The sequence below is a fragment of the Pseudomonas sp. IT-P44 genome, assembly GCF_949768225.1.
Classification (GTDB): Bacteria; Pseudomonadota; Gammaproteobacteria; order Pseudomonadales; family Pseudomonadaceae; genus Aquipseudomonas; species Aquipseudomonas migulae.
In genome coordinates this window covers 21,310-38,248 of the sequence record NZ_CATKQM010000024.1, presented here as the reverse complement: position 1 = coordinate 38,248, position 16,939 = coordinate 21,310, and the positions used below count along the sequence as shown (strand labels likewise).

At 59.4% G+C, this 16,939-nt stretch carries 14 protein-coding genes; 7 read left to right on the top strand and 7 right to left on the bottom strand.

Annotated features, from left to right (window positions below):
* The first annotated feature begins 72 nt into the window (after positions 1-72).
* Entirely contained in the window at positions 73-1,638 is a 1,566-nt protein-coding gene (gene ahpF / locus ACM6IO_RS13680) for an alkyl hydroperoxide reductase subunit F (protein WP_223449928.1), read from the top strand.
* A gap of 176 nt (positions 1,639-1,814) precedes the next feature.
* Here the strand turns inward: ahpF and gloA are convergent, their stop codons facing one another.
* Positions 1,815-2,336, bottom strand: coding sequence for a lactoylglutathione lyase (gene gloA, locus ACM6IO_RS13675; RefSeq protein ID WP_008031081.1), 522 nt, complete (start codon positions 2,334-2,336; stop codon positions 1,815-1,817).
* Between the two features lie 145 nt (positions 2,337-2,481).
* Between gloA and ACM6IO_RS13670 the strand changes: the two genes are divergently transcribed.
* Positions 2,482-3,006, top strand: coding sequence for a DUF4946 domain-containing protein (locus ACM6IO_RS13670; RefSeq protein ID WP_223449930.1), 525 nt, complete (start codon positions 2,482-2,484; stop codon positions 3,004-3,006).
* 167 nt (positions 3,007-3,173) lie between these two features.
* Here the strand turns inward: ACM6IO_RS13670 and ACM6IO_RS13665 are convergent, their stop codons facing one another.
* The 3 genes from ACM6IO_RS13665 to ACM6IO_RS13655 form a co-directional block, all read right to left on the bottom strand.
* Positions 3,174-3,539, bottom strand: a complete 366-nt coding sequence (locus ACM6IO_RS13665; RefSeq protein ID WP_008031084.1) for a histone-like nucleoid-structuring protein, MvaT/MvaU family — start codon at positions 3,537-3,539, stop codon at positions 3,174-3,176.
* A 233-nt stretch (positions 3,540-3,772) separates the two neighbouring features.
* Positions 3,773-5,308, bottom strand: coding sequence for an EAL domain-containing protein (locus tag ACM6IO_RS13660; protein ID WP_414911635.1), 1,536 nt, complete (start codon positions 5,306-5,308; stop codon positions 3,773-3,775).
* A 115-nt stretch (positions 5,309-5,423) separates the two neighbouring features.
* A complete protein-coding gene (locus ACM6IO_RS13655) occupies positions 5,424-6,296 on the bottom strand; it encodes a LysR family transcriptional regulator (protein WP_223552355.1) in 873 nt (290 codons plus the stop codon).
* Positions 6,297-6,374: 78 nt separating this feature from the next.
* Here ACM6IO_RS13655 and ACM6IO_RS13650 point away from each other — a divergent pair, with 78 nt between their 5' ends.
* Both ACM6IO_RS13650 and hppD read left to right on the top strand, forming a co-directional pair.
* Complete coding sequence (locus ACM6IO_RS13650) at positions 6,375-7,319, top strand: DMT family transporter (RefSeq protein ID WP_414911634.1); 945 nt, start codon at positions 6,375-6,377, stop codon at positions 7,317-7,319.
* 252 nt (positions 7,320-7,571) lie between these two features.
* Complete coding sequence (hppD, locus tag ACM6IO_RS13645) at positions 7,572-8,648, top strand: 4-hydroxyphenylpyruvate dioxygenase (protein WP_008031092.1); 1,077 nt, start codon at positions 7,572-7,574, stop codon at positions 8,646-8,648.
* A 98-nt stretch (positions 8,649-8,746) separates the two neighbouring features.
* On the opposite strand, the gene rarD is transcribed toward hppD, so the two are convergent.
* From rarD to ACM6IO_RS13630, 3 genes are all read right to left on the bottom strand, one after another.
* The gene (gene rarD, locus ACM6IO_RS13640; protein WP_414911633.1) at positions 8,747-9,634 is read right to left on the bottom strand and encodes an EamA family transporter RarD; all 888 of its coding nucleotides are present in this window, start codon (positions 9,632-9,634) and stop codon (positions 8,747-8,749) included.
* 144 nt (positions 9,635-9,778) lie between these two features.
* Positions 9,779-10,792, bottom strand: a complete 1,014-nt coding sequence (locus ACM6IO_RS13635) for an aldo/keto reductase (protein WP_207284406.1) — start codon at positions 10,790-10,792, stop codon at positions 9,779-9,781.
* A gap of 192 nt (positions 10,793-10,984) precedes the next feature.
* Entirely contained in the window at positions 10,985-12,295 is a 1,311-nt protein-coding gene (locus ACM6IO_RS13630) for an MFS transporter (RefSeq protein WP_008031098.1), read from the bottom strand.
* A gap of 161 nt (positions 12,296-12,456) precedes the next feature.
* Here ACM6IO_RS13630 and ACM6IO_RS13625 point away from each other — a divergent pair, with 161 nt between their 5' ends.
* The 3 genes from ACM6IO_RS13625 to ACM6IO_RS13615 all read left to right on the top strand — a co-directional run bounded on the left by ACM6IO_RS13625 (position 12,457) and on the right by ACM6IO_RS13615 (position 16,906).
* Positions 12,457-13,584 (top strand): sugar diacid recognition domain-containing protein, encoded by a 1,128-nt coding sequence (locus ACM6IO_RS13625; RefSeq protein ID WP_008031099.1) that lies wholly within the window; start codon positions 12,457-12,459, stop codon positions 13,582-13,584.
* Between the two features lie 207 nt (positions 13,585-13,791).
* On the top strand, positions 13,792-14,934 hold the full coding sequence (locus tag ACM6IO_RS13620; protein WP_414911632.1) for a glycerate kinase: 1,143 nt from the start codon (positions 13,792-13,794) through the stop codon (positions 14,932-14,934).
* A gap of 346 nt (positions 14,935-15,280) precedes the next feature.
* On the top strand, positions 15,281-16,906 hold the full coding sequence (locus tag ACM6IO_RS13615) for a methyl-accepting chemotaxis protein (RefSeq protein WP_414911631.1): 1,626 nt from the start codon (positions 15,281-15,283) through the stop codon (positions 16,904-16,906).
* The last annotated feature ends 33 nt before the right edge of the window (positions 16,907-16,939 follow it).

Here is a 16,939-nt window from a genome sequence, read left to right as displayed (position 1 = left end):
CCAATAGAAAAGCCCGGGCGAGATTCGCTCGGGCTTTTTTTCGCCTCAAGAAAAGCAAAGGAAATCGCCCGTATGTTGGACGCCAATCTTAAAGCCCAGTTGAAATCGTACCTGGAACGGGTCACCCAGCCGATCGAGATCGTTGCATCCCTCGACGACGGTGCGAAATCCCGGGAAATGCTCGAACTGCTGAAAGACGTTGCCAGTCTTTCCAGCCAAATTACTTTGCTCGACAACGGTGACGACACGCGTAAACCATCGTTCTCGATCAATCGCCCCGGTGCCGACATAAGCCTGCGTTTCGCCGGCATCCCGATGGGCCACGAATTTACCTCGCTGGTGCTGGCCCTGCTGCAAGTCGGTGGCCACCCTTCGAAAGCCAGTGCGGAAGTGATCGAACAGATCCGCTCGCTCAAAGGCCAGTTCAGCTTCGAGACTTACTTCTCGCTGTCCTGCCAGAACTGCCCGGACGTCGTTCAAGCGCTGAACCTGATGGCCGTGCTCAACCCGAACATCCGTCACGTCGCTATCGACGGCGCGTTGTTCCAGGCCGAAGTTGATGATCGCAAGATCATGGCTGTGCCAAGCATTTACCTGAACGGCGAGATTTTCGGCCAGGGCCGCATGGGCCTGGAAGAAATCCTCGCCAAGATCGACACCAGCGGCGCCGAGCGTCAGGCCGAGAAAATCAGCGCCAAAGAAGCCTTTGATGTGCTGGTGGTCGGCGGTGGCCCGGCCGGTGCTTCGGCAGCGATCTACGCCGCCCGTAAAGGCATTCGCACCGGTGTGGCAGCTGAACGTTTTGGTGGGCAGGTACTGGATACCATGGCCATCGAGAACTTCATCTCCGTGCAGGAGACCGAAGGGCCGAAACTGGCCAGCGCGCTCGAAGAGCACGTCAAGCAATACGACGTCGATATCATGAACCTGCAACGGGCCACCGCGCTGATCCCGGCGAAGAATCCAGGCGAGTTGCACGAGGTTCGCTTCGAAAGTGGCGCGACCCTCAAGACCAAGGCACTGATCCTCGCCACCGGCGCCCGCTGGCGTGAAATGGGCGTGCCGGGCGAGCAGGAATACAAAGCCAAAGGCGTGTGCTTCTGCCCGCACTGCGACGGTCCGCTGTTCAAAGGCAAGCGCGTAGCGGTGATCGGCGGCGGTAACTCCGGCGTTGAAGCGGCGATCGATCTGGCCGGTATTGTCAGCCACGTCACGCTGCTGGAATTCGACAGCAAGTTGCGCGCCGATGCGGTGTTGCAACGCAAGTTGTTCAGCCTGCCCAACGTCGATGTCATCACCAGCGCACTGACCAGTGAAGTGAAGGGTGACGGCCAGAAGGTGACCGGGCTGGTCTACAAGGATCGCGATTCGGGTGAGTTCAACACGGTGAACCTTGAAGGTATCTTCGTGCAGATCGGTCTGCTGCCTAACACTGACTGGCTCAAAGGCACCATCGAGTTGTCGCCTCGCGGCGAGATCATCGTCGATGCCCGTGGTGAAACCTCGATGCCGGGCGTGTTCGCTGCCGGTGACGTGACGACCGTGCCGTACAAGCAGATCGTGATTGCAGTAGGCGAGGGCGCCAAGGCTTCCCTGAGTGCATTCGATCACTTGATCCGGACATCGGCCCCGGCATAAACCGGACGCTGAAAACACAAAACCCCATGAGTGATCATGGGGTTTTTTTATGCGCGGCAGATCCCTGTAGGAGCCGGCTTGCTGGCGATGGCGATTTCACTGTTACAACCATTGGGATGGCCGCCGCTTTGCGACGGATCGCCAGCAAGCCGGCTCCTACAGTAGGGCGGTGTGTTTCAGAGTGGCGCTGGCTGGATGATCTCGACCCAGTAAGCATCCGGGTCCTTGATGAATGCCAGGCTCTTCATGCGGCCGTCGTTCAGGCGCTTCTGGAAATCGCAGCCCAGCGCTTCGAAGCGTTCGCACGCAGCGACGATGTCCGGGACCGAGATGCAAATGTGGCCGAAACCGCGCGGGTCGGTGTTGCCGTTGTGGTAGGCGAAATCCGCATCGTTTTCGGTGCCGTGGTTGTGGGTCAGCTCAAGGATGCCGGGGATCGACTTCATCCATTGGGTGCGGGCTGCGGCATCGGCCGGGATCTGGTTCTTGTCGACCAGCGCCAGGAAGTACAGGCTGAACTCGGCTTCCGGGAAGTCGCGCTTTTCCACCAGCGAGAAACCGAGGACCCGCGTGTAGAAATCCAGGGACTTGGTGATGTCTTTGACCCGCAGCATTGTGTGGTTGAACACGAAGTTCTGCGTTGCGGTGTCAGGTTGGGCGGTGACGCCTGGGAAGGTGTTCAATTCGTGCAGGCTCATGGGCCCTCCGGAAAATAAGTGGGGCTAACGAATGGCGTCAATGATACGCAAGGGCGCAGGCATCACCAAACCCAAACCACCCGCTATTGCCTGACAGGCGGACGAGGCTCAGACTTTATCGCTCAATCCGTGAGTATTCATTGCAATGATCCGATCCTGTAAATCGCTGTTCGTTCTGATTTTCCTGTTGTCAGGCGTTACCTGTGCTCATGCGGATGCGCCGATCGTGACTTGGCCAGATGGCTGGGAAGTCGAAGCGACCCCGCCAGATCAGGCCACGCCTCAGGTGTCCCGGCAACGCGCGGTGAAAAACGATCAGGGCGGTGCGCCGTTGATGGTCATGGAGTTGACCATGACGACAGTGGAAAGCGGTCATCAGGTCAATCTGCAAGGTGTGCTGCTGGAAATGCGCAAGTCCGTGCAGAAGGACTTCTTTCAGGGCGGTTATCAAAGCGTGTGCAACAAAATCCATCCGGCAACGTTGAGCCGTCTGGCGGCACTGGAAACTACCTGCACCATTACGCAGAACGGACGCCACGTGCTTTCGCAAACATTGGTCGCGGCGGTGGATGCCGATAAGGCTTATGTTCTTTCGTACGCAGGGCAGGCAGAGGCTTACAAGGCAAGCCTGGGTGAAATAGAGGCTGCTCGTAACAGCTTGAAACTTTAGATAACGGTTTGCACGGTCGTGCATTTCGCAATGTTTAGATACCCAAAGGGATTAAGCACAAAGTTAGTCGATATGTAGCGAATTGATCGATTTCAATCGTTGCATTTAACAGGTATCCATAAAAAAAGCCCTGCTTGATGCAGGGCTTTTTTTGTCACCGCGAGTGCTTAGCCGCGAAGCCAGGAGTCAACGGTGGAAGCACCGTATTGTTCCTTCCAGGCTTTCAGGCCGCGGTGGTTGCCGCCCTTGGTTTCAATCAGTTCACCGGTGTGCGGATTCTGATAAACCTTGACCACGCGAGCGCGGCGGGTTTTAGGCGCGGCGGCCTGCTGCAGACCGGATTTTGCCGGGTTCGGATCGAGAATGGCGATGATGTCGCGCAAGCTCTTGCCGTAGGTTTTCATCAGCCCCTGGAGCTTTTCTTCGAATTCGATTTCTTTCTTGAGCCCGGCATCGTTCTTCAGGGATTCCAGCTGCTTGAGCTGCTCTTGAAGGGCCTTTTCAGCTGCACGAAATTCAGCGAGTCTGGACAATATCTTTACTCCAATAGTGTGTTTGGCTGATACCAACCGCAAACAAAGCTATAAGCCAAGAGCCTTGTAGCGACTCGGTGATAGTGGCTCACCTGCCAATTTATAGCAGGCATGAAAAATTGTAGTAGTTAATGAGCAAAGAGTAAATCCTGACTTTTTCTTCATGTAACGAGAGTAGTCTTTTGATTCAATTTGGTGCGCATCGCCGTTGTCTCGTCGCTTAATGCCATTAGTTAATGGTGACTTAATGCCTTAATGAAGTCTTCACCGGGCATCGGCCTGCCGAACAGATATCCTTGCAGAAAGTTCACGCCATGGGCGGTGAGGTAGTCACTTTGCTCTTCGGTTTCCACGCCTTCGGCGACGATGCCCAGATCGAGCTTGGCCGAGAGTTCGATGATGGTGTCCAGAATGTGCCGGGAGAGGGCGTCGGCGCCGATCAGGGCGACAAAGCTCTGGTCGATTTTCAGGAAGTCGACATTGAACTGGCGCAGATAACCCAGGCTTGAATGACCGGTGCCAAAGTCGTCGATGGCGATCATCACGCCCAGCGCATGAAGTTGCTCGAACAACTGCAACGTGATGGCGGTGGGCTCGATCAGTTCGCGCTCGGTCAGCTCCAGTACCAGGTGAATGGACCCCGGCGCAAAGTTGCCCAGGAATGTCCGGCAATCTTCGACCAGTTCCAGGTTCTTGCAGTGGCTGGCAGTGATGTTGATGCCCACGTGAAACGGGCTTTCGAATGAGGTCGACAGGGGCGCCAGCAATGCGGCGGTTTGCTGCATTAAAGAACGGGTCATGGGCACGATAAGCCCGGAGTGCTCGGCGAACGGAATAAACAGATCGGGACGAACCAGCCCTTCCTTCGGGTGCTTCCAGCGCATCAGCACCTCGGTGCCAGACCACTTTTTGCTGTCGCCATGAACCACCGGCTGAAAGTACGGAACGAACTCCGCCGCTTCCAGTGCTCGCTGTAGTTCATGGCTCGGCGACGAAGAGCGCTTCTGCACAAAGTGCCCGATGGAACCTGACACCACGCCGAAGAAGATCAGCAAGCTGAACAGCGGCGGATATTCGCTACTCATGTAGCGCCACGTTTCGCCTTCGGGAAATCCGGCTGTTACAGAGAACGCGTAGCGCGAGGAGCCGAGTCTGGTTTGCGCCACGGGCAAAGTGGGGAGGGGGTCTTGATGGAACTGGCCATCGGCGGTCAGCCAATGGGGGCCGACTTGCAGCATCAGTATTGTCGAGCGGCCGATCATGCGCAGTACGTTGCTCAAGTGATAACCGTCCAGCGTGCTCAGCGCGCCCTTTTTTCCTTCGCCGATGCGATACACCAACACTGCGGAATCGGGCGTGACCAGATTGCCTTTCATCAGTTGCAACGTGCCGTTGCTGTAGTCGCCTGCCTCGATTTTTTCGCGGAAGTCGCCGAACAAAGAACTGCAGTAATTGGTGTCGTCCCACACCAGATTGGTCGAGCGCACAAACGGACGGCGGGTGACTTGCTCGCGCAAGGCCAGATTGACGTCAATACAACTTTTCCCGGCCAGCGGCAGCAATTCGCGTGCGGCCTGCGCGGTGTTGTCGAGCATCAGTTCGAATTGGCGGATGGCTTCTTCGGCGGTCAGTCGGGTGCTTTGCTCAAGCGCGCGCTCAGCTTGCAGGTAAAGAATGGCGAACCCGAGCAACATCGGGAGCAAACCACTCAGTACGGTGACAATAATCCGTCTGCCGCGTTGGCGGCGGGTTTTTACAGTCAGTGGCATTTGCGAAACCTGTAGCGATGAAATAGGGCTCTCAAATGCAGGCAGGACAACGGCACGCCTCCCCAAAAGAGTTCGGTCAGAGGCCATGATAGTTGGCCTTTGTGGCTTATGCCGCTCAACGGTAGGCCAGGCTTGTGGCCAGTTTGATAAAGGCCAGTGCCGCCGGTGAACTCTGGCGTTGGTCGAGCACGGCCAGGCCGACCTGGCGTGCGATCGCTGGCGATAGCGGTTTTTTCAGGTAGCGGTCGTCGTGATGCGTGGGCAGCGAGCCTTCGGCGACCACGGTCAAGGCATCGCCCCGGCCAACGGTATCCAGCGTGCTGAGCAACTGCGAGCAGCGATAACGAATGTTCGGCGTCAACCGCGCGGCACTGAACAAGCGGGACACCAGCTCCGAAGAGCCGGCCTCGGTCAGCACGAACGGGTCGTGACACAAATCGCCCAGGGTCAGGCTGGCATGAGCCGCCAGCGGATGATGGGCGGGCAGCAACGCGACCATCTGGTCCTCGAACAACGCAAAGGTGTCGAAGCGCTCCTCGGGCAACACCACGAAGCCGATGTCGATGCGTCGCTCTTCCAGCCACTGGATCACCTGGCGGTCGGGGCCTTCATCAATGTGCACCTCGATGCCGGGGTGAGCGGCGCGGTAGTGCTGCAGAATCGTCGGCAGCAACTTGATCGATGAGGTCGGGCCAAACGAGCCGATGCGCAATGTGCCGCGCTTCATGCCGCGGGCATCCGCTGCTTCCTGGCGCAAGGTATTGGCCAGCCCGAGCATTGCCCGGGCGCGCAACAGCAGCTGTTGGCCGATGTCACTGAGTTCGACCTGAGACTGATGCCGCCGCAACAGTTCGACGCCCAGTTCCTGTTCCAGCGACTTGAGGGCGTGAGACACCGCGGATTGAGAAATGCCCAGACGATTGGCCGCCGCCGTAAAGCCGTGAAGTTCGGCAACGAGCGAGAAGATCTCCAGCTGAGTGAGGGTCATGAGCTTTTACTCATTTTACGATGATCGAATATTAGCGAAATGATACGTCATCGAATCGATCTGTCGTTCTGGAGACTTATGACTGCATGTGAGCAAAGCCTGTCGGAGCCTTCCGATGTCGCGGTTTATTTCAAACTCGCGGCGGTCACCATGATTTGGGGCGGCACCTTTGTCGCGGGACGGTTTCTGGCGGACAGCCTCAGCCCGTTGTTCGCCGCCAGCCTGCGTTTTTTGCTGGCCAGCGTGGCGCTGCTGCTGTTTCTGCTGCTCGCGCGCATTCCACTGGCCCGACCGAGTCCTCGGCAATGGTTGCAACTGGCGCTGTTGGGTTTTTTCGGAATTTTTTTCTACAACCTGTGCTTCTTCTATGGCCTGCACTACATCAATGCCTCGCGGGCGTCATTGATCGTGGCGCTGAACCCCGCCGTGATCGGACTGGCCTCGTGGCTGTTGTTCAAGGAGCGCTTGAGTCGAGCGAAAGTCAGCGGCATCGCGATCTGCATTGCCGGGGCAAGCCTGGTGATTGTCAGTCGTCATCCGCAGTTGCTGACCGGTCAGGCGGATGCCTGGTTCGGCGATCTGTTGATTTTCGGCTGCGTGCTCGGTTGGGGCATTTACTCACTGTTCTCCAAGGATCTGAATCAAACCCTGGGGCCGGTGCAAACGGTGACGTATTCGATTTTGCTGGGCACGGTGATGCTCTGGGTGGCCAGTGCCGTCAGGGGCGAGGTGAGTGTTGCGGCGCTGGTCAGCCTTGACCCGGCGCAATGGTTGAGCCTGATGTATCTGGGCGTGTTGGGCTCGGCGCTGGCGTATATTGGCTATTACGACGGCCTGCGTAAAATCGGCGCGACCCGTTCCGGGGTGTTCATCGCCTTGAATCCGCTGACCGCTGTCATCCTGGGTGCGTTGCTGCTCGGCGAGCAATTGACCCTGACGATGTGTCTGGGCGGCGGGCTGATTCTGGCGGGGATTTTCCTCTGCAACAAACCCCTTGCGCGAGCAGGGAAAAAGGGGATTTGATACAGAAGGCGGACAAATCTATTTACGCTGTGTAGAATCCGGTTACGCATATAAGAATAAATGGCTTCTGGCAGCAGAAGCCTCGCCCGTAATAGCCTTGGGTCGACAATGAAGAGTTTTGGGTTTCAATTGATCTACGGTGACTTCCTCGCGCGCAGCGTGCGGGGCATCTCCTGCGCGCCACCCGCCGGTCTCAGCATTGCCAGCAACTAACGATTCGTTAATTGACCAGAAAATGATGAGGCGCCGACCATGGCAGATTTATACGAAAACCCGATGGGCCTGATGGGCTTTGAATTCATTGAATTCGCATCGCCAACCCCGAACACGCTGGAGCCGATCTTCAAGATCATGGGCTTCACCAAAGTCGCGACCCACCGTTCCAAAGACGTGCACCTGTATCGCCAGGGCGCGATCAACCTGATCCTCAACAACGAACCCCACAGCGTCGCTTCGTACTTCGCGGCCGAGCACGGCCCGTCGGTGTGCGGCATGGCGTTCCGCGTCAAGGATTCGCAAAAGGCCTACAAGCGTGCGCTGGAACTCGGCGCGCAGCCGATCCACATCGAAACCGGCCCGATGGAACTGCACCTGCCGGCGATCAAAGGCATCGGCGGCGCGCCGCTGTACCTGATCGACCGTTTCGGTGAAGGCAGCTCGATCTACGACATCGACTTCGTGTTCATCGAAGGCGTTGACCGCAACCCGGTCGGTGCCGGCCTGAAGATCATCGATCACCTGACTCACAACGTGTATCGCGGCCGCATGGCGTACTGGGCGAACTTCTACGAGAAGCTGTTCAACTTCCGTGAAATCCGCTACTTCGACATCAAGGGCGAATACACCGGCCTGACCTCCAAGGCGATGACCGCGCCGGACGGCATGATCCGCATCCCGTTGAATGAAGAGTCCTCCAAGGGCGCCGGGCAGATCGAAGAGTTCCTGATGCAGTTCAACGGCGAGGGCATCCAGCACGTGGCGTTCCTCAGCGATGATCTGATCAAGACCTGGGATCACCTGAAAAGCATCGGCATGCGCTTCATGACGGCGCCACCGGAAACCTATTACGAAATGCTTGAAGGCCGCTTGCCGAACCACGGCGAACCGGTTGATCAACTGCAAGCGCGAGGCATCCTGCTGGACGGTTCGTCCGAGTCGGGCGACAAGCGTCTGTTGTTGCAGATCTTCTCGGAAACCCTGATGGGCCCGGTGTTCTTTGAGTTCATCCAGCGTAAAGGTGACGACGGGTTCGGCGAGGGTAACTTCAAGGCTCTGTTCGAATCGATCGAGCGCGACCAGGTTCGTCGTGGTGTGCTCTCCACCGACTAAGCGCTTTAGATCCTTGTAGGAGCGAGCGGTGCGGCGATCCGACTTGCCCGCGAAGCTTCTGGCGTTTTCGAAGACGCCTTCGCGAGCAAGCTTCGCTCCTACATGGAACCGCGTCTCTGTCGCATCATGTGCTTGAACCCTTCGAACATCAGCACCAGCACCGCCATCCAGATCGGGATGTAGGTTAGCCATTCCCCGGTCTTGATGCTTTCCCCGAGCAACAACGCAACGCCAAGCAACAGCACCGGCTCGACGTAGCTCAACAGCCCGAACAGGCTGAAGGGCAACAGCCGGCTGGCGATGATGTAGATCACCAGCGCCGACGCACTGATCACGCCGAGTAGCGGGATCAACAGTGACAGCCACGGATGCTGATCAAACACATTGAAACCTTGCTCGCCGGTCTGTACGAACCAGAAGGCCACCGGCAGCGTCAACGCCATGTCCAGCCACAAGCCGCCGAGGTTGTCCGTCGCCAGTCGCTTGCGCAGGATGAAATACGTTGGATAACCGATGCATACCAGCAACGTCGCCCAGGAAAAACCACCGACCTGATACACCTCGTTGATCACACCGAGGCAGGCAAAAAACACGGCAATTTTCTGTAGATAGGAGAGGCGCTCACCGTAGGCGAGCCGTCCGGTCAGGACCATGGTCAGTGGCAACAGGAAATAGCCCAGCGACACATCAAGGCTGTAGCCGTTGAGCGGCGCCCACATGAACAGCCAGAGTTGCACGCCCAGCAGGGCCGAAGAGGCGATCAGGGCGGCAATCAGTTTCGGCTGGGCGATGGCTCGGCGAACGAGCTCGACCACACGCTTCCATTCGCGGGACACCACCATGAACACGGTCATGCACGGCACTGTCAGCAGCATGCGCCAGCCAAAAATTTCCACACCGCTCAACGGGTTGAGCAGTGAGGTGTAGTAATACATGACGGCAAACAGCACAGAGGCCGAAACCGATAGAGCGATACCTTTAGACAAACTGTCCTCGCGAAGTTGAACGTGAAACGGGGTGCGGAGGATACGTGGTTTTTGTGCTGAATATTGTCCGGATGATCAATATTTACAACACCCGACACCCTGTGGGAGCGAGCAGGCTCACTCCTACAGTAGTCTTGTGTTGATTCAGGCGTTGCGCGGTTTACGGCCCGACACGAAATGGCTCACGTCATTGAACCCTGGCGTGGACGCATGCCCCGGTGTCACCAGCGAGTCGATAAACGCTTCATCCTGCGCCGTGATCTTCACCGCCTGCGCCTTAGTGTAGGCGTCCCATTGCTCTTCGGTACGCGGCCCGACAATGGCCGAGGTGACGGCACTGTTGTTCAGCACCCAGGCAATCGCGAATTCGACGATACCGACGCCGCGATCTTGCGTGTACTGCTGGATCTGCTGGGCGATGCGCAGGGATTCGACGCGCCATTCGGTTTCCAGAATACGTTTGTCGGCGCGCCCGGCGCGGCTGTTGGCATCCGGTTTTACATCCGGCGCATATTTGCCGCTGAGCACGCCGCGGGCCAAAGGGCTGTAAGGCACAACGCCCAAGCCGTAATTCTGCGCGGCGGTGATCTGTTCGGTTTCGGCCTGGCGATTGACGATGTTGTACAGCGGCTGGCTGATGACAGGGCGGTCGACACCCAGCTGGTCGGCCACGCGAATGACCTCGGCGATGCGCCAGCCACGGTAGTTCGACAACCCCCAGTTGCGGATTTTGCCCTGGCGAATCAGGTCGCCGATGGCCGACACCGTCACTTCCAGCGGCGTGTTGTGGTCTTCGCGGTGTAGGTAATAGAGGTCGACGTAGTCGGTGCCCAGGCGCGTGAGGCTGGCATCGATGCCATTGAAAATGTGCTTGCGGCTCAGGCCGCTGCGGTTCGGCACACCGTCCACCGGGCCGAAACCGACTTTGGTGGCGAGCACCCATTCGTGGCGGTTGCCGGCGATCGCTTCGCCGACGATCTCTTCAGAGCGACCGTTGGTGTAGACGTCGGCGGTGTCGATGAAATTGATGCCCTGGTCCCAGGCCTTGTCGATGATCCGCAGGGAATCTTCGGTGCTGGTCTGTTCGCCGAACATCATGGTCCCCAGGGTCAGGGTGGACACCTGCAATCCCGAGTGACCCAGCGTGCGGTAGCTCATGACGAAATCCTTTTACCAGTGGGAAAGGCTCAATCAAATACCAGAACAACCGCATGGGGCAAACACAATTATTGACCCCCCCACAATCAAATGTGGGAGCGAGCCTGCTCGCGATTGCGGTTCAACATTCAACAGCTATGTTGACTGACACTCCGCTATCGCGAGCAGGCTCGCTCCCACAGGGGACAGGTGTCAGACGCGCAGGGTGCGGGTCATGCGCAACGCCAGCAGGCTGCCGCAGACAATCACGCCCGCCAGCAAGTACAACGCGGCATCGGTCGAGCCAGTAGTGTCCTTGACCCAACCGACCAGGTACGGGCTGAGGAAGCCGGCCATCTGGCCCATCGAGTTGATCAACGCCAGACCACCGGCAGCCGCGCCGGCGCTCAGCAGTGCGGTCGGCACCGGCCAGAACATCGGCAGGCCGGTGAGGGCGCCCATGGTGGCGATCGTCAGGCCAAGGATGGCGATGGCAGGCGTGGTCGCGAAGTTCACGGCAATCAGCAGGCCCACTGCGCCCATCAACATGGGCACCACCAAATGCCAGCGACGTTCTTTGCGCAAGTCCGCCGAGCGGCCGACCATCAACATGAACACGGCCGCCAGCAGGTACGGGATCGCACTCAACCAGCCGATCACCAGGTTATCGTTGAAACCCAGGTTCTTGATGATCGACGGCAGCCAGAAGTTGATCGCGTAGACCCCGCTCTGGATGCAGAAGTAAATCAAACCGAACGCCCAGATCGCCGGGTTCTTGAACACCGCCAGCAGCGAGTCGGTGGTGGTTTTCGGCTTGTTGGCCAGGTCTTCAGCGTGGTCGGCTTCCAGCACCGAGCGCTCGAACGGCGTGAGCCATTTGGCGTTGGCGTAACTGTCGCTCAGCAGGAAGTAGGCGAGGGCGCCGAGGATCACGGTCGGGATGCCTTGCAGCAGGAACATCCACTGCCAGCCGGCCAGGCCACCCTGGCCCGCAGCGAAGTGGTTGAGGATCCAGCCAGAGAACGGGCTGCCGAGCAGGCCGGACACCGGGATCGCCGACATGAACAGCGCCATGATGCGGCCACGGCGGAAGGTCGGGAACCACTGCGAGAGGTACAACACCACGCCCGGGAAGAACCCGGCTTCGGCCGCGCCGGTGAACAGGCGCAAGGTGTAGAACTCGGTCGGGGTGGTGACGAACAGCAGGCAGGTCGACAGCGTGCCCCAGGTGATCATCATCAGCGCGATCCAGCGGCGCGGGCCGAATTTGGTCAGCGCCAGGTTGCTCGGTACGCCGCACAGCACGTAGCCGATAAAGAAGATCCCGGCGCCGAGGCCGTACACGGTTTCACTGAATTTCAGCGCGTCGAGCATCTGCAGCTTGGCAAATCCAACGTTCACCCGGTCGAGGTAGTTGAACAGGTAGCAGATGAAGATGAAGGGGATCAAACGCAGGGTAATGCGTTTGTAGACGGCATTTTTTTCGTCAACGATGGCCTGGGTAGCGGCGGCGCTCTGTGACATGGCGGGCTCTCTCTTTATTATGATTTTTTGCGATGCAAAGGGTAACGTTGATCGCCCTGAGAGTCTCGACCACCCTCAGGGCTGCTGTCTTTGTGCCTGAGCACAGGGTTTGCAACCAAGCCCTGTGCGGGTGAACAACCGCGCTTTGAAGGACCACCACAATGTTCGAACTCGATCACGACCTGGCCCAGGACATCGTCGACCGGGCGATGGCCATCCTGCCTTACAACGTCAACGTCATGGACAGCCAGGGGTTGATTCTCGGCAGTGGTGAACCGGAGCGGGTCAACACCCGGCACGAAGGCGCGCAACTGGTACTGGCCAACGGGCGGGTGGTGGAAATCGATGCGCAAACCGCTATCCACCTCAAGGGCGTACAACCGGGTATCAACCTGCCGCTGTTGCTCGATCAACGGCTGATTGGCGTGCTCGGCATCACCGGCGAACCCGAACAATTGCGCACCTACGCCGAACTGGTGCGCATGACCGCCGAGATGCTGGTGGGCCAGCGCAATCAGCAGGCCGAGCAGCAATGGCGGCGCCAGCGTTGCGATGATTTGCTGGCGTTGCTGCTCAGCGAGGCAGGGGATTCGCCGCGCTTGATCGATGAGGCGCAACAGCTAGGGCTCAAGCCGCAACTGACGCGGGTGCCGTATTTGTTCGAGCTGGGAATGGAGCACGGTCCGGGGCAAACCGTCGACGCACTGAGCGCCTGGCTGACCTCGCGTTACCCGGACAGTTGGTGCGTAAGCTCGGCCAAGTCGTCGTTGCTGTGGTGCCGGCCGGCCAACCAGGCGATCGAGAACGACCGCTTGCTGGAGAAGCTCGACGGCCTCGGCTGGAATATCTTGCGCATCGCCGTGGGCGGGCAGGCCGATGGCTTGTCGGGTTTGCGCCGTTGCTATCGGCGGGTCGGCGACTTGCTGGCCTATGGGCGCGATGTACTGCCGCATTCTCGTCTGTTGACGCTGACCCGTTATCGATTGCCGGTGATGCTCTGGCGCCATCGCAACGATGATGCGCTGGACGAATTGCTCAAGCCCTTGCGCAAAGTCATCGCCAAGGACGGCAACGGCCAATTGCTGGCGACGCTGCGCAGTTGGTGCGATCACGATGGCCAGAGCCAGGCCTGCGCCGATGCGCTGGGCATTCACCGCAACAGCCTGCGTTACCGGATGGAGCGGATTGCCGAGCTCAGCGGCGTCGACCCGTTGCGCCTCGATGGCATGCTGGCGCTGTACCTCGGCGTGCAGCTACTCCCACAAACCGAAACAACACCGCCCCTGTAGGAGCCGGCTTGCTGGCGATCGATTCAACGCGGTGTTCCTGATTCACCGCGTCGCACGCATCGCCAGCAAGCCGGCTCCTACAGGGGGATGCGTAAACCTGTCGTTTTGTGAAAATGAACAATAATCCTCCGTGCCACTTGTGCAGCGGACCGGCGTTATTGTTCAGGCCGGCTGGCAGCATGGGGGCATTGGAACTGGAGAATTCGCATGAAAATCGTCATCGCCCCCGATTCGTTCAAGGACAGCCTCAGCGCACAAGGCGTGGCCGATGCCATTGCCCTTGGTCTGGTTGAAGTCTGGCCGGACGCGCAACTGGTCAAATGCCCAATGGCTGATGGTGGCGAAGGCACGGTCGAGTCGATTCTGGCTGCCTGCGAAGGTCAACTGCGTCGCACCCGCGTCAAAGGGCCGCTGGGCACAACGGTCGACGCCGCGTGGGGCTGGTTGCCCCAGAGCCTCACCGCCATCATCGAGATGGCCGAGGCCAGCGGCCTGCAACTCGTTCCGCCGGGGCAGCGCGATGCGTGCATCAGCAGCACCTTCGGCACCGGTGAGTTGATCCGCGCGGCACTCGACGCCGGGGCGCAACGGGTGATCCTGGCGATTGGCGGCAGCGCCACCAACGACGGCGGCGCGGGGGCGATGCAAGCGCTGGGCGTGAAACTGCTCGATGCACAAGGCCAAACCCTGGCGCCCGGCGGATTGGCACTGGCGCAACTGGCGCGCATCGATCTCAGTGACATCGATCCGCGTCTGACCGACGTGCGCTTCGACATCGCCGCCGACGTCAACAATCCACTGTGCGGCCCCCACGGAGCCTCTGCGATTTTCGGCCCGCAAAAAGGCGCAACGGCAGCGCAGGTCGAGCAGCTGGATCGCGCCCTCGGGCACTTCGCCGGGCTTTGCGCCCAGGTTCTCGGCAATGACGTGCGTGACGAGCCGGGCAGCGGCGCGGCGGGTGGCCTGGGGTTTGCCGCCAAGGCCTTCCTGGGCGCGCAGTTCAAGGCCGGGGTTGAAGTGGTCGCCGAATTGGTCGGACTGGCCGATGCGGTCAAGGGCGCCGACCTGGTGATCACCGGCGAAGGCCGCTTCGATGCGCAAACCCTGCGCGGCAAGACACCGTTTGGTGTCGCACGCATCGCCGGGCAACACGGCGTACCGGTCATCGTCATCGCCGGCACCTTGGGCGAGGGTTATCAGGCCCTGTACGCGCATGGCATCGACGCCGCGTTTGCCTTGGCTAGCGGGCCGATGACCCTGGAGCAGGCGTGCACCGAGGCGCCACGGTTGTTGCGTGAGCGCGCGAGCGACATCGCCCGGGTCTGGCGTATCGCCAAACGCAAAACCTGAATACCCCACGGCCATTGTAGGAGCGAAGCTTGCTCGCGAAGAACGTGAGGGCAACGCGTTCATCCAGGCAACCTGCGTCATCGTTGACGACCTTCGCGAGCAAGCTTCGCTCCTACAGGGGGACGCGGCGAACCAAAGATCAGTGTTTCACGGATGAAACACTCGTAATCCCTTGAAATATATTTCGCAAATCCCCGCAAAAATCCTCAACCCCAGCCGATACAGATATCAGGCGCACACAAACCTATTACAACAGTGGCGCCAGCCTGAGCGGTGCGCCTCAATGCCCGCCCGCCAGTGATCACGGCAAGGACGCTCGAAGACTCAATCACCCGAGTATCGTCCTATGTCCCTGCGTAATCTGAACATCGCGCCTCGAGCTTTCCTGGGTTTTGCCTTCATTGCCTTGCTGGTCATCGTGCTGGGTGTATTTGCCGTGAGCCGCATGACGACCATTCGCCAGGCCTCGGTCGATATGGAGACGACGCAACTGCCCAGCATCGGGTTTTTGGGCAACATGACGGAAAACGTCCTGCGCATGCGCATCCTCTCGTTCCGGGTGTTGGTCAACCGCGAACCCGCCGCATTGCAAGAAGCCCAGACTCGCATCGGCGTCCTCACCGACAAGCTGCGCAGCGCCCAGGCCAGCTACGCAGCCTTGCCCGCCCCGCCGGAAGAAGCCGCGCTATACAAGACGTTCACCGCCACCCTCGACACCTATATGCAAGCGCAGAACCAGATGATGGAACTGTCGCGGCAGAACAAGCTGGATGAGATGCGCACCCTGATCAATACGCGGATCAAGGACGGCACCGACCAGATGGGCGAGCAGCTCAATAAACTGGTGGCACTCAACACCAGCGACGCCAAGACCGCATCGGCCGAAGCGGGCGAACACTACAGCAACGCCATCACCGGCATCGTGGTCGTTGCGGTGATCGCCGCACTGATGACCGTGTTGCTGGCCTGGCTGTTGACCCGCAGCATCGTCACCCCGCTGAACCGTGCATTGCAGGCTGCTGAAACCATCGCGGGCGGCAACCTGCGCAACGTCATTGAAGTCGATGGCAAGGATGAACCGGCCCGTTTGCTCGGCGCCTTGTCCACCATGCAGGCCAGTTTGCGCAAAACCATCGAGCAGATCGCCGGTTCAGCCACGCAACTGGGCGCCGCCGCCGAAGAGCTGAGCACGGTCACGCAAGAAGCGTCCCGCGGTCTGCAACAGCAAAACAATGAAATCGAACAAGCCGCCACCGCTGTCAACGAAATGACCGCTGCCGTGGAAGAAGTGGCGCGCAACGCCGTGTCGACTTCCGAAGCCTCGAACCAGTCGACCCAGGCTGCTCGTGAAGGTCGCGACCGCGTGGTGGAAACCGTCGATGCGATCCAGACCATGACCCACGACGTGCAGAACACCTCGCTGATGATCGAAGGCCTGGCCGCTCAGGGCCGGGACATCGGCAAGGTGCTGGACGTGATTCGCGCCATTGCCGAACAGACCAACCTGCTGGCACTGAACGCCGCGATTGAAGCGGCCCGTGCCGGTGAAGCCGGGCGTGGTTTTGCGGTGGTGGCGGACGAGGTGCGGGCGTTGGCGCATCGCACGGCGCAATCGACTCAGGAAATCGAGAAGATGGTCGCCGGCATCCAGAACGGTACGGGGGAGGCGGTGTCGTCGATGCAGCAAAGCAATCAGCGCACCCACAGCACCCTGGAAATGGCCCGAGCCGCCGGTGTCGCGCTGGAGCAGATCACCCAGTCGATCCATCTGATCAACGAACGCAACCTGGTAATTGCCAGCGCGTCCGAAGAGCAGGCGCAGGTGTCCCGCGAAGTTGACCGCAACCTGGTGAACATCCGCGACCTGGCGACCCAGTCCGCTGCCGGGGCCAACCAGACCAGCGCTGCCACCCACGAACTGTCGCGCCTGGCTGTTGATTTGAATGCCATGGTGGCGCGTTTCGTGATTTGAGATAGGGTTGAGACTAGGAACACGCGCGATTGG

Coding starts and splice junctions, on each gene's coding strand:
- ahpF (WP_223449928.1), top strand. CDS start 73: ATGTTGGACGCCAATCTTAAAGCCCAGTTGAAATCGTACCTGGAACGG.
- gloA (WP_008031081.1), bottom strand. CDS start 2,336: ATGAGCCTGCACGAATTGAACACCTTCCCAGGCGTCACCGCCCAACCT.
- ACM6IO_RS13670 (WP_223449930.1), top strand. CDS start 2,482: ATGATCCGATCCTGTAAATCGCTGTTCGTTCTGATTTTCCTGTTGTCA.
- ACM6IO_RS13660 (WP_414911635.1), bottom strand. CDS start 5,308: ATGCCACTGACTGTAAAAACCCGCCGCCAACGCGGCAGACGGATTATT.
- ACM6IO_RS13655 (WP_223552355.1), bottom strand. CDS start 6,296: ATGACCCTCACTCAGCTGGAGATCTTCTCGCTCGTTGCCGAACTTCAC.
- ACM6IO_RS13650 (WP_414911634.1), top strand. CDS start 6,375: ATGACTGCATGTGAGCAAAGCCTGTCGGAGCCTTCCGATGTCGCGGTT.
- hppD (WP_008031092.1), top strand. CDS start 7,572: ATGGCAGATTTATACGAAAACCCGATGGGCCTGATGGGCTTTGAATTC.
- ACM6IO_RS13635 (WP_207284406.1), bottom strand. CDS start 10,792: ATGAGCTACCGCACGCTGGGTCACTCGGGATTGCAGGTGTCCACCCTG.
- ACM6IO_RS13630 (WP_008031098.1), bottom strand. CDS start 12,295: ATGTCACAGAGCGCCGCCGCTACCCAGGCCATCGTTGACGAAAAAAAT.
- ACM6IO_RS13625 (WP_008031099.1), top strand. CDS start 12,457: ATGTTCGAACTCGATCACGACCTGGCCCAGGACATCGTCGACCGGGCG.
- ACM6IO_RS13620 (WP_414911632.1), top strand. CDS start 13,792: ATGAAAATCGTCATCGCCCCCGATTCGTTCAAGGACAGCCTCAGCGCA.
- ACM6IO_RS13615 (WP_414911631.1), top strand. CDS start 15,281: ATGTCCCTGCGTAATCTGAACATCGCGCCTCGAGCTTTCCTGGGTTTT.